The organism is Rhizobium sp. BT03 (genome assembly GCF_030053155.1).
GTDB lineage: Bacteria > Pseudomonadota > Alphaproteobacteria > Rhizobiales > Rhizobiaceae > Rhizobium.
Genome location: NZ_CP125640.1, coordinates 3,669,430 through 3,686,554 on the forward strand (window position 1 = coordinate 3,669,430; position 17,125 = coordinate 3,686,554).

General features: G+C 62.3%; 19 protein-coding genes. All 19 read left to right on the forward strand.

Translation table 11 applies throughout. The features are described from left to right. Window positions 1–54 precede the first annotated feature (54 nt). The 19 genes from QMO80_RS17820 (at window position 55) to ureG (ending at window position 17,049) form a co-directional block, all read left to right on the forward strand. On the forward strand, window positions 55–1,959 hold the full coding sequence (locus QMO80_RS17820) for a phosphatase PAP2 family protein (protein WP_283197709.1): 1,905 nt from the start codon (window positions 55–57) through the stop codon (window positions 1,957–1,959). Window positions 1,960–2,146: 187 nt separating this feature from the next. Beyond that, window positions 2,147–3,439, forward strand: a complete 1,293-nt coding sequence (urtA, locus tag QMO80_RS17825) for an urea ABC transporter substrate-binding protein (RefSeq protein WP_283197710.1) — start codon at window positions 2,147–2,149, stop codon at window positions 3,437–3,439. Between the two features lie 115 nt (window positions 3,440–3,554). Then, on the forward strand, window positions 3,555–5,207 hold the full coding sequence (urtB, locus tag QMO80_RS17830; RefSeq protein ID WP_283197711.1) for an urea ABC transporter permease subunit UrtB: 1,653 nt from the start codon (window positions 3,555–3,557) through the stop codon (window positions 5,205–5,207). Then, window positions 5,204–6,367, forward strand: a complete 1,164-nt coding sequence (gene urtC / locus QMO80_RS17835) for an urea ABC transporter permease subunit UrtC (RefSeq protein WP_283197712.1) — start codon at window positions 5,204–5,206, stop codon at window positions 6,365–6,367. Before urtB ends, urtC begins: the two co-directional genes overlap by 4 nt. A 5-nt stretch (window positions 6,368–6,372) precedes the next feature. Further along, entirely contained in the window at window positions 6,373–7,128 is a 756-nt protein-coding gene (urtD, locus tag QMO80_RS17840; RefSeq protein ID WP_283200216.1) for an urea ABC transporter ATP-binding protein UrtD, read from the forward strand. Between the two features lie 76 nt (window positions 7,129–7,204). After that, a complete protein-coding gene (locus QMO80_RS17845) occupies window positions 7,205–7,723 on the forward strand; it encodes a hypothetical protein (protein ID WP_283197713.1) in 519 nt (172 codons plus the stop codon). A gap of 18 nt (window positions 7,724–7,741) precedes the next feature. Then, window positions 7,742–8,437 carry an urea ABC transporter ATP-binding subunit UrtE gene (gene urtE, locus QMO80_RS17850; RefSeq protein ID WP_283197714.1) on the forward strand — a complete coding sequence of 232 codons (696 nt, stop codon included), beginning with the start codon at window positions 7,742–7,744 and terminating at the stop codon, window positions 8,435–8,437. Between the two features lie 152 nt (window positions 8,438–8,589). Then, window positions 8,590–9,411 carry an urease accessory protein UreD gene (locus tag QMO80_RS17855; RefSeq protein WP_283197715.1) on the forward strand — a complete coding sequence of 274 codons (822 nt, stop codon included), beginning with the start codon at window positions 8,590–8,592 and terminating at the stop codon, window positions 9,409–9,411. Between the two features lie 20 nt (window positions 9,412–9,431). Next, on the forward strand, window positions 9,432–9,734 hold the full coding sequence (locus QMO80_RS17860) for an urease subunit gamma (protein WP_064695492.1): 303 nt from the start codon (window positions 9,432–9,434) through the stop codon (window positions 9,732–9,734). A gap of 10 nt (window positions 9,735–9,744) precedes the next feature. Next, window positions 9,745–9,996 (forward strand): DUF1272 domain-containing protein, encoded by a 252-nt coding sequence (locus QMO80_RS17865; protein ID WP_088937950.1) that lies wholly within the window; start codon window positions 9,745–9,747, stop codon window positions 9,994–9,996. 9 nt (window positions 9,997–10,005) lie between these two features. Continuing rightward, on the forward strand, window positions 10,006–10,311 hold the full coding sequence (locus QMO80_RS17870; protein ID WP_003542314.1) for an urease subunit beta: 306 nt from the start codon (window positions 10,006–10,008) through the stop codon (window positions 10,309–10,311). An 11-nt stretch (window positions 10,312–10,322) separates the two neighbouring features. Next, entirely contained in the window at window positions 10,323–10,730 is a 408-nt protein-coding gene (locus QMO80_RS17875; protein ID WP_283197716.1) for a lysozyme inhibitor LprI family protein, read from the forward strand. Window positions 10,731–10,746: 16 nt separating this feature from the next. Then, the gene (locus QMO80_RS17880; protein WP_283200217.1) at window positions 10,747–11,370 is read left to right on the forward strand and encodes a Urease operon accessory protein; all 624 of its coding nucleotides are present in this window, start codon (window positions 10,747–10,749) and stop codon (window positions 11,368–11,370) included. 3 nt (window positions 11,371–11,373) lie between these two features. Then, window positions 11,374–13,086, forward strand: coding sequence for an urease subunit alpha (ureC, locus tag QMO80_RS17885; protein ID WP_283197717.1), 1,713 nt, complete (start codon window positions 11,374–11,376; stop codon window positions 13,084–13,086). Window positions 13,087–13,118: 32 nt separating this feature from the next. Further along, entirely contained in the window at window positions 13,119–13,790 is a 672-nt protein-coding gene (locus tag QMO80_RS17890; RefSeq protein WP_283197718.1) for a TIGR02117 family protein, read from the forward strand. Window positions 13,791–14,120: 330 nt separating this feature from the next. After that, complete coding sequence (locus QMO80_RS17895; protein WP_283197719.1) at window positions 14,121–14,984, forward strand: GGDEF domain-containing protein; 864 nt, start codon at window positions 14,121–14,123, stop codon at window positions 14,982–14,984. An 87-nt stretch (window positions 14,985–15,071) separates the two neighbouring features. Next, window positions 15,072–15,671, forward strand: a complete 600-nt coding sequence (gene ureE, locus QMO80_RS17900; protein ID WP_283197720.1) for an urease accessory protein UreE — start codon at window positions 15,072–15,074, stop codon at window positions 15,669–15,671. 6 nt (window positions 15,672–15,677) lie between these two features. Beyond that, window positions 15,678–16,349 (forward strand): urease accessory protein UreF, encoded by a 672-nt coding sequence (locus QMO80_RS17905; protein ID WP_283197721.1) that lies wholly within the window; start codon window positions 15,678–15,680, stop codon window positions 16,347–16,349. An 88-nt stretch (window positions 16,350–16,437) separates the two neighbouring features. Then, window positions 16,438–17,049, forward strand: a complete 612-nt coding sequence (gene ureG / locus QMO80_RS17910; protein WP_003590582.1) for an urease accessory protein UreG — start codon at window positions 16,438–16,440, stop codon at window positions 17,047–17,049. Window positions 17,050–17,125: the final 76 nt, after the last annotated feature.

The window sequence follows — 17,125 nt, forward strand, 5'->3', positions numbered from 1 at the left end:
CACACTGGGCCTCTAACTCTCCCGCCGTTCCCTCAACCATTTCAGGTATCACCCATGTCTGTTTCAAGCCTTTTCCGCCTGAGCACCGCCCTCGTCTGCCTCGTTTCGATCGTGCCGTCGCTTGCCGGCGCCGAGCAGGCCACGGCGGCGAAAGCGCCTTATGTCGAGACCGGAAACACCAACAAGCGCGGGGAGGCCTGCTTCTCGACGGTGGACACCAATGCTGCCGTTCATCTTCTCTCCGGTTTCCTCGAAATCTGGACCCCGCGCACGCCCTTCGTCGATGCGGGCGTGGAAGCCCCGGCCAAGGACAATTGCCCGGCGGTCGCCAAGACGGATTGGGATGGCATTCCCCTCAGCACGACCGATGGTCAGGTCGTCAACAAGCTGGTCCATGATGCGAACATCGCCTATGTCGTCAAGGCGACGCGGGCGCGGACGGCCGAGCAGGCGGTCGCCGCCTATCTCGACGACCGGCGCGGCAAGAATGCCAGTATCGTCGATGGCCTCGGCCCGCTGACGGCTGCCTGGAAGGCCGGTTCCAAGCAGACCACCACGATCACCGAGGTGGCGGCCGATGCGACGACGGTCAAATATGACGACAAGGGCAACAATCGCGGCGCCGGCAGCAAGCCGGACACGGAAAACAAGACCGATGCCAACCCGGACATGGGTCTTGCGATCGACTTCATCAACGCCGCCAGCGGTGACGGCTCGACGGAGCCCGCCAAGCGCTATTTCAAATATGGCCGTCCCTATCGCTGGAGCCAGGACGTGTCGGTTGTCCCGACCTTGGTGCCTGCCAAGAGCGGCAAGCCGGTCGAGGATGGCGGTTTCCCGAGCGGCCATACGGCGGAAGCCTGGCGGGATGCGCTCGCCATGGCCTATCTCGTGCCGCAGCGTTTCCAGGAAATGATCACGCGCGCCAGCGAGCTGGGTGAAGACCGCATCCTTGCCGGCATGCATTCTCCGCTCGATGTGATGGGCGGCCGCATGCTCGGCACCGCGACGGTCGTCTACAATCTGAACAAGGCCGACAATACAGCGTTGAAGAGCGACGCCTACGCCCAGGCGCAGTCTTGGCTCATCGCCAAATCCGGCGTTGCCGATGCGGGCGCGCTCGAAGTGGCGGCGCATGCGGCGCCGATCGGCGCGGACCGCTTCGCCGATCATGCCGCCAACCGTGCCTATGTGCTGCAGCGTCTGAGCTACGGACTGCCGACCATCCATGCGACCGACCAGCCGGCGCGCGTGCCGGAGGGCGCCGAAGCGCTTCTCGAAACGCGCCTGCCCTATCTCGACGGCGAACAGCGCCGCGAGGTGCTTGGCACAACGGAGATCGCTTCCGGCTATCCGCTTCTCGATGATGCGGAAGGCTACGGCCGCCTCAACCTGTTTGCCGCCGCCGATGGTTACGGCGCCTTCGACCAGGACGTGGGCGTGACGATGGACGCAGCAAAGGGCGGCTTCAATGCGATCGACAGCTGGCGCAACGACATCGGCGGCAAGGGCAGGCTGGTGAAGCGCGGCAGCGGCATTCTCGGCCTTTCCGGTGCCAACAGCTATGCCGGCGGCACCGTGCTCGAAGAGGGCGCTCTGCTGGCCGGGTCGTCTTCGGCTTTCGGCACCGGCGGCCTGACGGTCAATGGCGGTTCGCTCGTGGTGGCGGCCGACAAGCCGTTGACCGTCGGCGGCGACTACCAGCAACTCGCCAACGCGACGGCAAAGCTGGCGCTCGGCACGAACGGCGCCGGCACGCTTGTTGTCGCGGGCAAGGCGGCGCTCGCCGGCGATCTCGACGTGACGCTTGCCGATGGCTTTGCCCCGGCACCCGGCACGAAGATCGAGATCCTGAAGGCCGGCAGTGTCGCCGGCGCCTTCGGCAAGGTCACCGTTTCCGGCCACAAGGCCAGCCTTTCCTATGGCCCGACATCGGTCACCCTGACGATCGACGGATAATTCTTCTCGAACCAAGAGGGCATTCCCAATTGCGGGGATGCCCTTTGCCTTCCGCTGTGTCCGTTTGCCCCCTGCGCCTACGTCATTTTGCGTATGTGTTTTTGCGATGCAGCACCCGATAGTCCCTTCGGCAACAGTTAAATTCCGTTTCCGGCCTGTTGCGGAACAAGAAGAGGGGCTCAACCAGATGAATCTCAGATCCACGATCACCGGCGCTGCGCTCGGTGCCGTCATGGCGGCATCGGCCGCTTTCCACGGCGCGGCTGCCGCCGACGACACGATCAAAGTCGGCGTATTGCATTCGCTTTCCGGCACGATGGCGATTTCCGAAACCACGCTGAAAGACGCCATGCTGATGCTCATCGACGAGCAGAACAAGAAGGGCGGCCTTCTCGGCAAGAAGCTCGAGGCCGTCGTCGTCGATCCGGCTTCCGACTGGCCGCTGTTTGCCGAAAAGGCTCGCGAGCTGATCCAGAAGGACAAGGTTGCCGCCGTCTTCGGTTGCTGGACGTCCTCGTCGCGCAAGTCCGTTCTGCCGGTTTTCGAAGAGCTGAATTCGCTGCTCTTCTACCCCGTGCAGTATGAGGGCGAAGAATCCTCGCGCAACATCTTCTACACCGGTGCTGCTCCGAACCAGCAGGCAATTCCGGCCGTCGACTACCTGATGGAAAAAGAAGGCGTCAAGCGCTTCGTGCTCGAAGGTACAGACTACGTCTATCCGCGCACGACCAACAAGATTCTCGAGGCATACCTGATTTCGAAGGGTATTCCGAAAGAAGACATCATGACCAACTACACGCCGTTCGGCTTCTCCGACTGGCAGACCGAAGTTGCCAAGATCAAGGAATTCGGTTCGGCCGGCAAGAAGACCGCCGTCGTCTCGACGATCAACGGCGACGCCAACGTTCCGTTCTACAAGGAACTGGGCAATAAGGGCATCAAGGCAACCGACATTCCTGTAGTCGCCTTCTCGGTCGGTGAAGAAGAGCTTGCCGGTCTCGACACCAAGCCGCTTGTCGGCCATCTCGCTGCCTGGAACTATTTCGAGTCGGTCGAAAGCCCGGCCAACAAGAAGTTCATCAAGGACTGGCACGCTTACACCAAGAACGACAAGCGCGTGACGAACGACCCGATGGAAGCTGCGTATATCGGCTTCAATGCATGGGTTAAGGCCGTCCAGGCTGCCGGCACGACCGATACCGACAAGGTTCTCGACTCCATCATCGGCGTCAGTGTTCCAAACCTCTCCGGCGGTTATGCGACCGTCATGCCGAACCACCACATCACCAAGCCCGTGCTGATCGGTGAAATCCAGGCCAACGGCCAGTTTGAAATCGTCCAGCAGACGCCCGCCGTCGTCGGCGACGAATGGTCCGATTACCTGCCTGATTCCAAGGACCTGATCTCCGATTGGCGTAAGCCGATGTCCTGCGGCAACTTCAACGTTGCCACCGGCAAGTGCGGCGGCAAGGGTTCCTGAGCACGCCCCCGATCAGATGATTGCTTGAAGACTTCCGTCCGGGTTCGATCCCGGGCGGAAGCTCCGTCCCAGCGATTACGCCGCAAGGCCAACACTATCCAGGGCGAGAAAGCCGATGTATCGCGCTATAAAAATTTTCCTCATCACGCTCTGCCTCACATTTTCGGGGCTGGCATTCTCGGGCCTCGCATTTACGGGCTTGGCAACATCGAGCGAAGTTCGGGCAGAGAATGATATCCACCTGCTTATCGATGCGCTCGGCGTCGGCGACTTCCCGGAACGCGAGGCGGCCATCAAGGCGCTGGTCGCCTCCAAGGACCCGCATGTCAGCCAGATCCTGCAACAGCTGAGCGACGGCCTTCTCTACGTCAATTCCGATGGCGGCCCGGTGCTCCTCCAGGGCGGCACCGATGACGAACCGACCTATTCCGATCCGATCAGCGGCGAAGCCGCTGCCGATGTCGATCCTGACATGATGACCAAGGTCAAGATCAACAATGCACTTCGCGGCGTCATCAGCGCCGCCACCAGCCAGCTGACGCTGATGAGCCCGGATCGTTCGGCGCGGCTTGCCGCGGCACAGGGACTGCTGAAAGATGCCGATCCCGCCAATCTCGACCTGCTGAACGCGGCGCTTGCGGCTGAAAAGGACGCCGAGATCAAGAATACGATGGAAGCGGCGCGCGCGGTGCTGCTGCTGAAGACGGATGCGAGCGTCGAAGACAAGAAAGCTGCGATCGATACGATCGCGGCTCGCGGCAATCGTGATGCTCTGACCATTCTCACGACCACACTCGAAACCGCGCCTGATGACCTCAAGCCGGCGATCCAGGCAGATATCAGCACCATCAATCGCAGCCTGGCGCTGTGGGATATCGTCCAGAACGTCTGGTACGGATTGTCGCTCGGCTCGGTGCTGCTGCTTGCGGCGATCGGCCTTGCCATCACCTTCGGCGTCATGGGCGTCATCAACATGGCACATGGCGAAATGGTGATGATCGGCGCCTATACGACCTACGTGGTGCAGGAAACGATTACCTCGGCCTATCCCTCGCTTGCCGATTATTCGCTGGCCTTTGCGGTCCCGGCCGCCTTCGTCTTCACCGGCCTCGTCGGCCTCGTCATCGAACGATCAGTCATCCGCTATCTCTACGGCCGGCCGCTCGAAACGCTGCTCGCCACCTGGGGCGTGTCGCTGATCCTCCAGCAGGCCGTGCGCAGCATCTTCGGCCCGACCAACCGTGAGGTCCGCAATCCGACCTGGATGTCCGGCGTCTTCGATCTCGGCGGGCTCTCCATCACCTGGAACCGGCTATGGATCATCGTCTTTTCGATGGTTGTCTTCGTGACACTGCTCCTGCTGCTCAAGCGCTCAGCCTTCGGCCTGCAGATGCGCGCCGTCACGCAGAACCGCCGCATGGCATCGTCGATGGGCATCCGCACCGGCTGGGTCGACGCCTTCACCTTCGCGCTCGGTTCGGGCATTGCCGGTATTGCCGGCGTGGCGCTCAGTCAGATCGACAACGTCTCGCCGAATCTCGGCCAATCCTACATCATCGACAGCTTCATGGTCGTCGTCTTCGGCGGTGTCGGCAACCTCTGGGGCACGCTGGTCGGCGCGCTCTCGCTCGGCGTCGTCAACAAATTCCTCGAGCCCTTCGCCGGCGCCGTGCTCGGCAAGATCCTGGTGCTCGTCCTCATCATTCTCTTTATTCAGAAGCGTCCGCGCGGGCTCTTCGCACTCAAAGGAAGGGCGGTGGAAGCATGATAACGGCCTTCCTTCTCCGGTCTCTCGATCGCAGGATCTCGATCGCCGTCGCCTTGTTGCTGGCGGCCGCCATTCTGGTGCCGGCGCTGAACCTTGCGACCGGACCCACCCATCCGCTGCATATCCCCACCTATATCATGGCGCTGTTCGGCAAGTATCTGACCTATGCGCTGCTGGCGCTGGCGCTCGATCTCGTCTGGGGTTTCTGCGGCATCCTCTCGCTCGGCCATGGCGCCTTCTTCGCCCTCGGCGGCTATGCGATGGGCATGTATCTGATGCGTCAGATCGGCTCGCGCGGCGTCTATGGCGACCCGGTGCTGCCGGATTTCATGGTGTTCCTGAATTGGAAGGAACTGCCCTGGTTCTGGTACGGTTTCGATCAGTTCTGGTTCGCGGCGCTGATGGTGCTTGCCGTGCCCGGCCTGCTCGCCTTCGTCTTCGGCTGGTTCGCCTTCCGCAGCAGAGTCAACGGCGTCTATCTCTCGATCATCACCCAGGCGATGACCTATGCGCTGCTGCTCGCCTTCTTCCGCAACGACATGGGTTTCGGCGGCAATAACGGCATGACCGACTTCAAGGACATTCTCGGCTTCAATGTCCAGGCTGACGGCACGCGTGCGGCCCTCTTTGCGGCAACCGCGGTCTTCCTGGGGCTATCGCTGATTGTTGCGTCGGCGATCGTGCGCTCGAAGTTCGGCAAAGTGCTGGTCGGCGTACGCGATGCCGAAAGCCGCACGCGCTTTCTCGGCTACCGCGTCGAGCACTTCAAGCTCTTTACCTTCGTCGTCTCGGCGATGATGGCGGGCATTGCCGGCGCGCTCTACGTGCCGCAGGTCGGCATCATTAATCCCGGCGAATTCGCTCCTGCCAACTCGATCGAAGTCGTCATCTGGACGGCGGTCGGCGGGCGGGCGACGCTGATCGGGCCGATTATCGGCGCGATCCTCGTCAATGGCGGCAAGACGATCTTCACCGGTCTCTTCCCGGAGTTCTGGCTATTTGCGCTCGGCGGTCTCTTCGTCGCCGTCACGCTGTTTCTGCCGAAGGGCGTGGTCGGCACGATCGCCCACTATCTCGGCAAACGGAAAACCGCTTCCGCTGTGATGCCGCCGGCGGCGCAGGAAGACGGCATCGAGCCGAAAATCCAGGCAGCGGAGTGAGCACCATGATTCCCGACGTCAAACCCAACAGCGTGCTTTATCTCAATGGCGTTTCGGTTTCCTTCGACGGCTTCAAGGCATTGAATTCGCTGTCGATCGTCATCGAACCCGGCGAACTGCGCGCCATCATCGGCCCGAACGGCGCCGGCAAGACGACGATGATGGACATCATCACCGGCAAGACCAGGCCCGATGAGGGCGAAGTGTTCTTCAACGGCACTGTTGATCTCACCAAGAAGGACGAGGCCGATATCGCTGAGCTCGGCATCGGCCGCAAATTCCAGAAGCCGACGGTCTTCGAAAGCCACACGGTGTGGGACAATCTGGAGCTGGCGCTGAACCGCCGCCGCGGCGTGTTCTCTACGCTGTTCTATCGGCTTTCGGGCGAGGACAGAGCGCGTATCGAGGAAATCCTCGACACGGTGCGGCTGACGCACCGCCGTAACGAACTGGCCGCCAACCTGTCGCATGGGCAGAAGCAGTGGCTGGAGATCGGCATGCTGCTGGCGCAGGAGCCGAAGCTCTTGCTCGTCGACGAACCGGTGGCCGGGATGACCGATGCGGAAACGGCGGAGACGGCGATCCTGCTCAAGGACATCGCCAGGACCCGCTCGGTCGTCGTCGTCGAGCACGACATGGGCTTCATCCGCGACCTCGGCGTCAAGGTGACATGCCTGGCGGAAGGCTCGGTGCTGGCTGAGGGATCGATCGATTTCGTCAGCTCGGATCCGAAGGTGATCGAGAACTATCTGGGGCGGTGATCCATGCAACTTAGAGGCTTGAACCTGACAAAAGAAAACGCTCTAAAACGGGCGGGTTTTATTGTGGGGTTTCATCATGGCTTTTCTCGGTATTCTGGTCGCGGCGATCAGCGGCGCGGTCATCTGGTATTGGCGTTTTAAGATGGTGCGTGAGGCGGGAAGCGAGATCATCGATTCCGTCGAGCGCATGCGGGGCACTTACAGGCGCGGAAAGCGCCGCAAGCAGGCGGAGGCGGCGCCGCTCGCCTCGATCGCCGATCCGGCGATTGCGGCGGTGGCTTTCTTCTTCTGCCTTGCCAAGGAGAAGCCGATGTATCTCGACGCGGCCAAGGATGTCATTCGCAGCCGCATGAAGGGCATCATCCGGCCTGGCGATATGGACGAGGTGCTGGTTTTCGGCGAATGGGCGTCCAAGAACGTCACCAGTGCCGAAGACCCGATCCGCCGGTTCCGGGATCTCTGGTTAAAGGCGCTCGACATGCAGGAGCGCCGGCAACTGATTGATATTGCCGAGGACGTGGCCGCGGCCGGCGGCGAAAGAACGAAAGAACAGGAGTACGCCCTGCTGATGCTGAGGCGTACGCTGATGAACTGATGGGGAATGGGTGAACGGATGCTGACAGTCGAAAACGCAAATCTGCATTATGGCGCGGCGCAGGCGCTGCGCGGCGTCTCCGTCAAGGCGGAGATGGGCAAGATTACCTGCGTGCTGGGGCGCAACGGCGTCGGCAAGAGTTCGCTTCTGCGTGCGGTGACCGGCCAGCATCCGCTGTCGGCCGGCACCGTCATCTTCAACGATACCAGGCTGAACGGCCTGCCGCCCTTTGCCCGCGCCAAACAGGGCATCGGCTATGTGCCGCAGGGGCGGGAAATTTTCCCGCTGCTGACGGTCAAGGAAAATCTCGAAACCGGCTTTGCTCCGCTCGGCCGCCGCGACCGCAACATCCCCGACGATATCTTCAGTCTTTTCCCGGTGCTCAAGTCGATGCTGTCACGCCGCGGCGGCGATCTTTCCGGCGGGCAGCAGCAGCAGCTGGCGATCGGCCGGGCGATGGTGACGCGGCCGAGGATTCTCGTGCTCGATGAGCCGACCGAAGGCATTCAGCCGTCGATCATCAAGGATATCGGCCGGGCAATCCGTTACCTGCGTGATTCCACCGGCATGGCGATCCTGCTCGTCGAACAATATCTCGATTTCTGCCGGGAGCTTGCCGACTACGTCTACATCATGGATCGCGGCGAAATCGTCCATGAAGGCCTTGCCGAGACGCTGGATACGCCGGAGGCCCGCCGTCATTTGACCGTCTGACCGGCAAATGCCGTATTTTTCGGCAACTGGCGGAGCTTCTTTCAAATCTGCCGGGTCCGTTGCGGCTATCCTTGGACGGCATGGGAATTGCTTGCTTTCCGTTACCCGCGCGATTGAAATGGAAAACCGGTGGCGCGACCGAGAGGCACGATATGGTGATTGCGGCGGCAGGCACGAGACCGCAAAGAGCGGAAGGACGCGGGCATCTGGCGGCAAAGCTGCTCGACGGCCGCACGCGTCTGCGTGAGCTCTATCAGGAAGGGGCGGCGAAGATCCGGCTGCCGGATACGTTCGATGCTTCGATGGAAGCCGTCATCATCAACACTGCAGGCGGGCTGACCGGCGGCGACCGGATGGACTGGAGCATCGTTGCCGGTGCCGGCACGAAGATCGACGTCACCACCCAGGCTTGCGAAAAGATCTACAAGGCATCGGCCGGCACGGCCGAGGTGACGACCAGCATCAAGGTCGGAGCCCAAGCCCGCGTCGACTGGCTGCCGCAGGAAACGATCCTTTTCGATCGCGCCGCACTTTTTCGCCGGCTGGATGTCGATCTAGATGAGAGCGCCGAGTTTCTGGCCGTCGAAGCCATACTGCTCGGCCGCAAGGCGATGGGCGAGATGGTGGAGACCGGGCTTTTCCGCGACCGCTGGCGCATCCGCCGCTCCGGCCAGTTGATCCACGCCGAGGAGCTCAGGCTTTCAGAAGGGGTGGCGGCGCTGGCGGCACGTCAGGCGGTACTCGGGGGACAGGTGGCCTTTGCGACGCTGCTTTATGCCGGGCCGCTTTCGGAAGCCTATCTCGGCAAGGTGCGACCGCTCGTCGAAGGCTCGATGGGCGGTGCGAGCGCCTGGGACGGCAAGCTCGTCGTCCGCCTTGCGGCAGCCGACGGCTTTTCGCTCAGAAAAATCCTGATCCCGGTCATTTCCGCCTTGCGCAATGGTGCGCCCGTGCCGAAAGTCTGGAATCTATAAGTTCAATAAGCAGGTAGATGATGAACCTCACTCCGAGAGAAAAAGACAAGCTGCTGATATCCATGGCGGCGATGGTGGCGCGGCGGCGGCTGGAGCGCGGCGTCAAGCTGAACTACCCGGAAGCGATTGCGCTGATCAGCGATTTCGTCGTCGAAGGCGCCCGTGATGGCCGCCCGGTCGCCGAGCTGATGGAGGCCGGCGCCCATGTGATCGGCCGCGACCAGGTGATGGAAGGCGTTGCCGAGATGATCCACGACGTGCAGGTGGAGGCGACCTTCCCGGATGGAACCAAGCTCGTCACCGTTCACGAACCGATCCGGTAAGGAGACGGATATGCTCGAGCTCAGGCCCAATTGCGAATGCTGCGACAAGGATCTGCCGCCGGAAAGCAGCGAGGCACGGATCTGCACCTATGAATGCACCTTCTGCGCCGATTGCGTCGATGGCGTGCTCAAGGGCGTCTGCCCGAATTGCGGCGGCAATCTTGTTGCCAGACCCATCCGGCCGGCGGCGATGCTCGCCAAACATCCGGCGTCGACGAAGCGTGTGCTGAAGGCCGAGGGCTGCGCGCCCAGGGCGGCTTAAGGAGATAAGATGATTCCGGGTGAGATCATTGCCGCCAGCGGCGACATCGAACTGAATGCCGGCGCGCCGACGGTGACGCTGGAGGTTTCCAATACCGGCGACCGGCCGGTGCAGGTCGGCAGCCACTATCATTTCGCCGAGACCAATGCCGGGCTCTCCTTCGACCGGGCGGCGGCGCATGGCAAGCGGCTGGATATTCCGGCGGGAACGGCGGTGCGCTTCGAGCCGGGACAGACGCGCTCGGTGACGCTGATCCCGCTTTCCGGCAAGCGCGAAGTCTATGGCTTCCGTCAGCTGGTGATGGGCAAGCTTTAACGGAGGGATGCATGCGTTTGAATATCTGCCTCATCGGGGCGGCGATGCTGCTGATGGCCGATGGCGGTTCCGCTCAGGATATCGATTGCCAGAATCCCAAGACGCAATCGGATATGACTTCTTGCGAAGCGGCGCGCCACGAGACCGCCGACAAGGCGTTGAATGCGCAATACAAGAAGACCCGTGCCGCTCTTGCCGCGGTCGACAAGGATCTCGACGGCGACATGAAGGGCGCGGAGCAGGCGCTGGTCAAGGCGCAGCGCGCCTGGATCGATTATCGTGACGCCGAGTGCGACGCCTTCGGTTTCCAGGCCCGCGGCGGCACGATGGAGCCGATGCGGGTTGCCGGCTGTCTCGCCAATATCACCGACAAACGCACGAAAGAGCTGAAAGAACTCGAAGACACGATGAGCAATTAAGGTGATCAAGAAGATCGTGATCGTCGGCAATGGCGAGGTCGCAGAGGCGGAAGCAGGCGTGATCGATGCCGCCGATTTCGTCATCCGCTTCAACGATTGCCGTTCCTACGGGACCGGCGGCACCCGGACGGATGCCGTTGCGGTCTGCAATACCGGCCGGCCGGCAAAAGCGATGCTCGGCGCGCCGCAATGGCGTGCCCATCCCGGCGTCGTTTCGGCCCGCGAAATCTGGAGCGTGCGCGACCCGGAAAAATTCGCCGCGATGCGGGCGCCGCTTGCCGTCTCGCATCCCGATCTCGACGATTTCTGCGACGATTATACGGACGCGTTCGCTGCCTTCTGCGCGGAGACCGGTAAGACGCATGTCGTCATCGGCAAGGCGGTCCACGAAGCGGTTGACGCCTCGCTTTCGGCCTTTGCGCCGGCGCCCTATGTGGTGCCGAGCAGCGGCACGATCGTCATCGCCGAAGTGCTGGACAAATATGCCGAGGCCGAGGTGATGCTGGCTGGCTTCGGTCACGCCGGCTGGGAATGGCATCCGTTTGCGGCCGAAAGGCAGCTTGTCGATACCTATGTTGCCGCCGGCCGCCTCTCGCGGCTTAGCGGAAAAATGTTTTTCTCTTCCTCCCATGGAGCTTGATGAATGCCCTACAAGATCTCCCGCGCCGCCTATGCCGGCATGTTCGGACCGACGACCGGCGACAAGGTGCGCCTTGCCGATACGGAACTCTTCATCGAGATCGAGAAGGATTTCACCACCTATGGCGAGGAGGTGAAGTTCGGCGGCGGCAAGGTGATCCGTGACGGCATGGGCCAGAGCCAGGTGACACGGGCGGACGGCGCGGTCGATACCGTCATCACCAATGCGGTGATCGTCGATCACTCCGGCATCTACAAGGCCGATATCGGGCTTAAGGACGGTCGCATCGTTGCGATCGGCAAGGCGGGCAATCCCGATATGCAGCCCGGCGTCAATATCATCGTCGGCCCGGGCACGGAGGCGATCGCCGCCGAAGGCAAGATTATCACTGCCGGCGGCATGGACAGCCATATCCACTTCATCGCGCCGCAGCAGATCGAGGAAGCGCTGATGTCGGGCATGACCTGCATGCTCGGCGGCGGCACGGGGCCGGCGCATGGCACGCTTGCCACCACCTGCACGCCCGGGCCCTGGCATATCGCGCGGATGATCGAAGCGGCCGATGCCTTCCCGATGAACCTCGCCTTTGCCGGCAAGGGCAATGCCTCGCTGCCGGGCGCCTTGACCGAAATGGTGCTGGCCGGCGCCACCTCGCTGAAGCTGCACGAGGATTGGGGCACGACGCCTGGCGCCATCGACTGCTGCCTGTCGGTCGCCGACGAATACGACGTGCAGGTGATGATCCACACCGATACGCTGAACGAAAGCGGCTTCGTCGAGGATACGATCGGCGCCATCAAGGGCCGCACCATCCATGCCTTCCACACCGAAGGGGCGGGCGGCGGGCACGCGCCCGATATCATCAAGATCTGCGGGCAGCCGAACGTCATTCCCTCGTCCACCAATCCGACCCGACCCTATACGGTCAATACGATTGCCGAGCATCTCGACATGCTGATGGTCTGCCATCACCTGTCGCCGTCGATCCCCGAGGATATCGCCTTTGCCGAAAGCCGCATCCGCAAGGAGACGATCGCCGCTGAAGATATCCTGCACGATATCGGCGCCTTCTCGATCATCTCATCCGACAGCCAGGCCATGGGCCGTGTCGGCGAGGTGGCGATCCGCACCTGGCAGACGGCCGACAAGATGAAGCGCCAGCGCGGCCGGCTGAAGGAGGAAAAGGGCGACAACGACAATTTCCGCGTCCGCCGCTATATCGCCAAATATACGATCAACCCGGCGATCGCCCATGGGCTCAGCCACGAGATCGGCTCTGTCGAAGTCGGCAAGCGCGCCGACCTCGTGCTCTGGAACCCGGCCTTCTTCGGGGTGAAGCCCGACATGGTGCTGCTCGGCGGCTCGATCGCCGCCGCGCCGATGGGCGATCCGAACGCCTCGATCCCAACGCCGCAGCCGGTGCATTACCGGCCGATGTTCGCCTCCTACGGCAAGAGCCTCACCAATTCCTCCGTCACCTTCGTCAGCCAGGCCTCGCTCGATGCCGGCCTGAAGGGCCGGCTCGGGGTCGCCAAGCAGCTCGTGGCGGTGAAGAATACCCGCGGCGGCATCTCCAAGGCGTCGATGATCCACAACGACCTGACACCGGAGATCGAGGTCGATCCGGAGACCTACGAGGTCAGGGCGAACGGCGAATTGCTGACCTGCGAGCCGGCGACGGTGCTGCCGATGGCGCAGCGCTATTTCCTGTTTTAGGCACACGGCCCTCTGTGCGACGGATGGCTCCGATGATGACAGGCATCCGCTGGCTGTTGCGGACCGTATTCCTGCTCGTGTTTCTGGCGGTCTGCGGAACCTTCATTCCCCGCCCGCTGATTGCCCCGGTCAAGGCGTCGTCGTCGGCGGCGGCGCATCGGATTCTGCTGCTGTCCGGACCGATCCATACCGATATCGCCATTCCGCTCGACGAGGAGACGCGGGCTGCCTTTTCCTTTCTCGCCGAGACCGGTTTTCCGCTCGGTCATCCGGATGCGGAATGGCTCATTGTCGGCTGGGGCGGCCGCGCCTTCTATCTGGAAACCCCGAGCTGGTCGGAGCTGAAGCCGCTGCCGGTGCTGCGGGCGCTGACGATCGACCGTTCGGTGCTGCATGTGGACCTTGCCGGTAATATCGTTGAGCCGCAGCCGAGCGTTGCGGCATTCGATGTCAGTGACGATCAATTGGCGCGGCTGCGCAATTTTATCGCGGACAGCTTCATTCGCGACGCGGGCGTGGTGACGCCGATCGCGGATGCGGGTTACGGCGAGATCGACCGGTTCTTTGAGGCCAAGGGATATTTCAACGCCCTCTTCGGCTGCAACACCTGGACGGCTGCCGCACTCCGCTCGGCGGGGCTCCGGACCGGCTTATGGAACCCGCTTCCACAATCATTGCGATTGTCTATGGGTGTCTACAATTGAACCAGCCGCCGGTCGGTCTGCTCTTAAGGTGAATTGTAAAATTCACTCTCCACTCGGTTGTAAAAATCGGTGGAGAAACCGATATTTCCCCCAGTTAGACCATTCTGGAACAGCCGCGCGGCGCGGCCTGATAAAGCTGTTTTAAATCAAACGTCTAAGTGTCTCTCTGCACTGTCCGATTCAGGGATAGGAAAGCTGCATCTCCTGCTAGAAAAAATCTGTCCACCGAAAGGTCCGAAACCGTTCGAATTTTAACGACTGGATTAAGACACCCGCAGCAATTGGGCTCCTATCAATGCCTTGAAACGCCGGGCAGGAAGGTCGATTCTCATGAGAAACTGGATGTCGCTGCAGGCCGATTTCGGCGATTTTCAATATCGCGGGAATGTCTATGTCTTTGCCTTGAAGATGAGCTTTCTCACTATCATTCTCTCCGGCGTCATCATGGCGCTGACCATACCGACGCTCGGGTTTTTCGGGCTGCTGCCGGTGACGCTCTGGCACGCGATCGGTTTCGGCGCTATTTTTTCCTGGCTCGTCGGCGGCACGGTTTCCGGCATGCTGTCGCTGGCCGCCGGTTTTGCCCTGCATGAGCTGACGCTGTCGCGGGCCGAGTTCGAAAAGCTCAGCCGCACGGACACGCTTTCGGGCCTGTTGAACCGCCGCGCCTTCACAGAGGCGCTCGAGAACACCGAGGGCAATGCCTCGCTGGTTATTTTCGATGTCGACCGCTTCAAGGCGATCAACGATCGCTTCGGTCACGGCTGCGGCGATGCCGTCATCACCGCGGTTTCGGCCATACTCATATCCGCCTTCGATGAAATGTCCGTTGTCGCAAGGCTGGGTGGGGAGGAGTTCGGCGTCATCGTCTCCGGCGAGCCGCTGGAGGCGCGGATGGAGCGCATCGAAGGCGTCCGGGCCCGGATCGCAAACGATGCCATCGCGGCCGAAGGGCACGATATACGCATCACCGTTTCCGGCGGTATTGCCGATCTCGCCGCCGGGCGCAGCAAGCAGGCGGTCTATGCTTCGGCAGACCGGGCGCTCTACCTCGCCAAGGCGCTGGGACGCAATCGCGTCGTACACGAGCGGGAAGGCCTGCATCATGCCTGGCACGGAATGGCCGATAATGGCCTCGATGCCAAGGGCAGGGGAGCCGAGAGCGACAACGTGATGCAGGCTTACGGAATATAAAAACCCGACGCGGGCATAAAGGCCATTGGTGCTTGCATCGGGAAAGGCTATTTTGCATGGTCGTCGTCTCATCAAAACGGACATATCATGCAGCGCGTCACCTCCTATCTTCCCGCCGGAACCCCGTCCTCCCATCCGACCGCCCAGGTCAAGCTGCCGCACGATCTGCGCCATCTGCGCCGCAAGCTACTGCATCTGGAAAATGGCGAGATGGTCATGCTCGATCTCAAGGATCCGGTGCTTTTCGCCAATGGCGACCTGCTGGTGCGCGACGATGGCGAGCTGATCGAGATTCTCGCGGCCGATGAGAAACTCTTCGAGGTCCGCGGCCGCGACCGTACGCATCTGGTCGAGCTTGCCTGGCATCTCGGCAATCGTCATCTCGCGGCCCAGATCGAGGAAGACCGGATCGTCATCCTGCGCGACCACGTCATTCGCAGCATGCTGCAGGGGCTCGGCGCCACCGTCCTCGACATCGATGAGCCCTTCCAGCCGGCGCGCGGCGCCTATCATTCCCACGGCGCGCATTCGCACGATCACGGTCATGCGGCGCATGACCACGGGCATACCGCGCATGACCACGGGCATGAGCACAAACATGATCACGGCCACGACCATGTGCATGGGCCGGGATGTAGTCATGACCATGATCACGACCACGGGCATCACGGCCACAAGCACGACTGAGGCTCGATGACTGGGGATTACGAGCTGCAGGCATTGCTGCGCCTGACGGCATGGCTCTCGCCGGCCTTTCCGATCGGCAGCTTTGCCTATTCGGGCGGGCTGGAGCGGGCCGTGGCCGATGGGCTGGTCACGGATGCCGCCTCGCTTGCGGGCTGGATCGGCACGCTGATCGGCCATGGTTCGGTCTGGAACGATGCGGTGCTGCTGGCCGAAAGCCACAGGTGTCCCGGAGAACCAGCGCGGCTTGCCGAGATCGCTGCCCTTGCCGCCGCACTTGCCGGATCGCGCGAGCGCCATCAGGAAACCATCCTGCTCGGCGAGGCCTTCCTGGCGGCGGCACGCGCCTGGCCGGATGGCGTGTTCGAGAGGCTGCCCGACAAGGTGGCCTATCCCGTCGCGGTCGGGGCGGTGACCGGCGCGCATGGCATAGGGCCTGAGAAGGCGCTCGCCGCCTTTCTGCATGCCTATGCCTCGCAGGCGGTTTCCTCAGGCATCCGCCTCGGCGTCACCGGTCAGCGAGACGGTGTTGCCGTGCTTGCCGGTCTCGAAGAGCAGATCACCGAGATCGCCCTGCGGGCGGCGGCCTCGACGCTCGACGATCTCGGCTCGGCGGCGGTGCAGGCCGATATTGCCGGCCTGCGCCATGAGACACAGGCGACGCGGCTGTTCCGTTCGTAACGGCATAAATTATCCGAGCATCTGCGTCATTTGACGGTGGCGCCCATCCGCGGCGCCGCTATCATCGGGTTCGATTGGAGTAAGACATATGAAATCAAGAAACGGACCCCTGCGCGTCGGCATCGGCGGACCGGTCGGCTCGGGCAAGACGGCGCTGACCGAAAAGCTCTGCAAGGCGATGCGCGACGACTATTCCGTCGCCGTCGTCACCAACGACATCTACACGACCGAGGATGCCGAGGCGCTGGTGCGCATGCAGGCACTGCCTTCGGACCGGATCGTCGGCGTCGAGACCGGCGGCTGCCCGCATACCGCCATTCGCGAGGATGCGACGATCAATCTTCAGGCGATTGCCGGCCTCAACCAGCGGATCCCCGATCTCGACGTCGTCTTCATCGAATCCGGCGGTGACAATCTGGCGGCGACCTTCTCGCCCGATCTTGCCGATATCACCATCTATGTCATCTCCGTCTGCCAGGGCGAGGAAATCCCGCGCAAGGGCGGGCCCGGCATCACCCGGTCGGACCTTCTCGTCATCAATAAGAAGGATCTGGCGCCCTATGTCGGCGCCGATCTCGAGGTGATGGACCGGGATGCGACGCGCATGCGCGCAAGCCGCCCCTTCGTCTTCTCCGACATGAAGCGCGGCGACGGCGTCAGCTCGATCGTCAGCTTCCTCAGGGAGCAGGGTGGGCTCTGACGATCCGACCTGCCGCCGCGGACCGACGCCGCGCATGGCGGCGAGAACGGCAAAATGAAACGGGCCGGGAGATCGC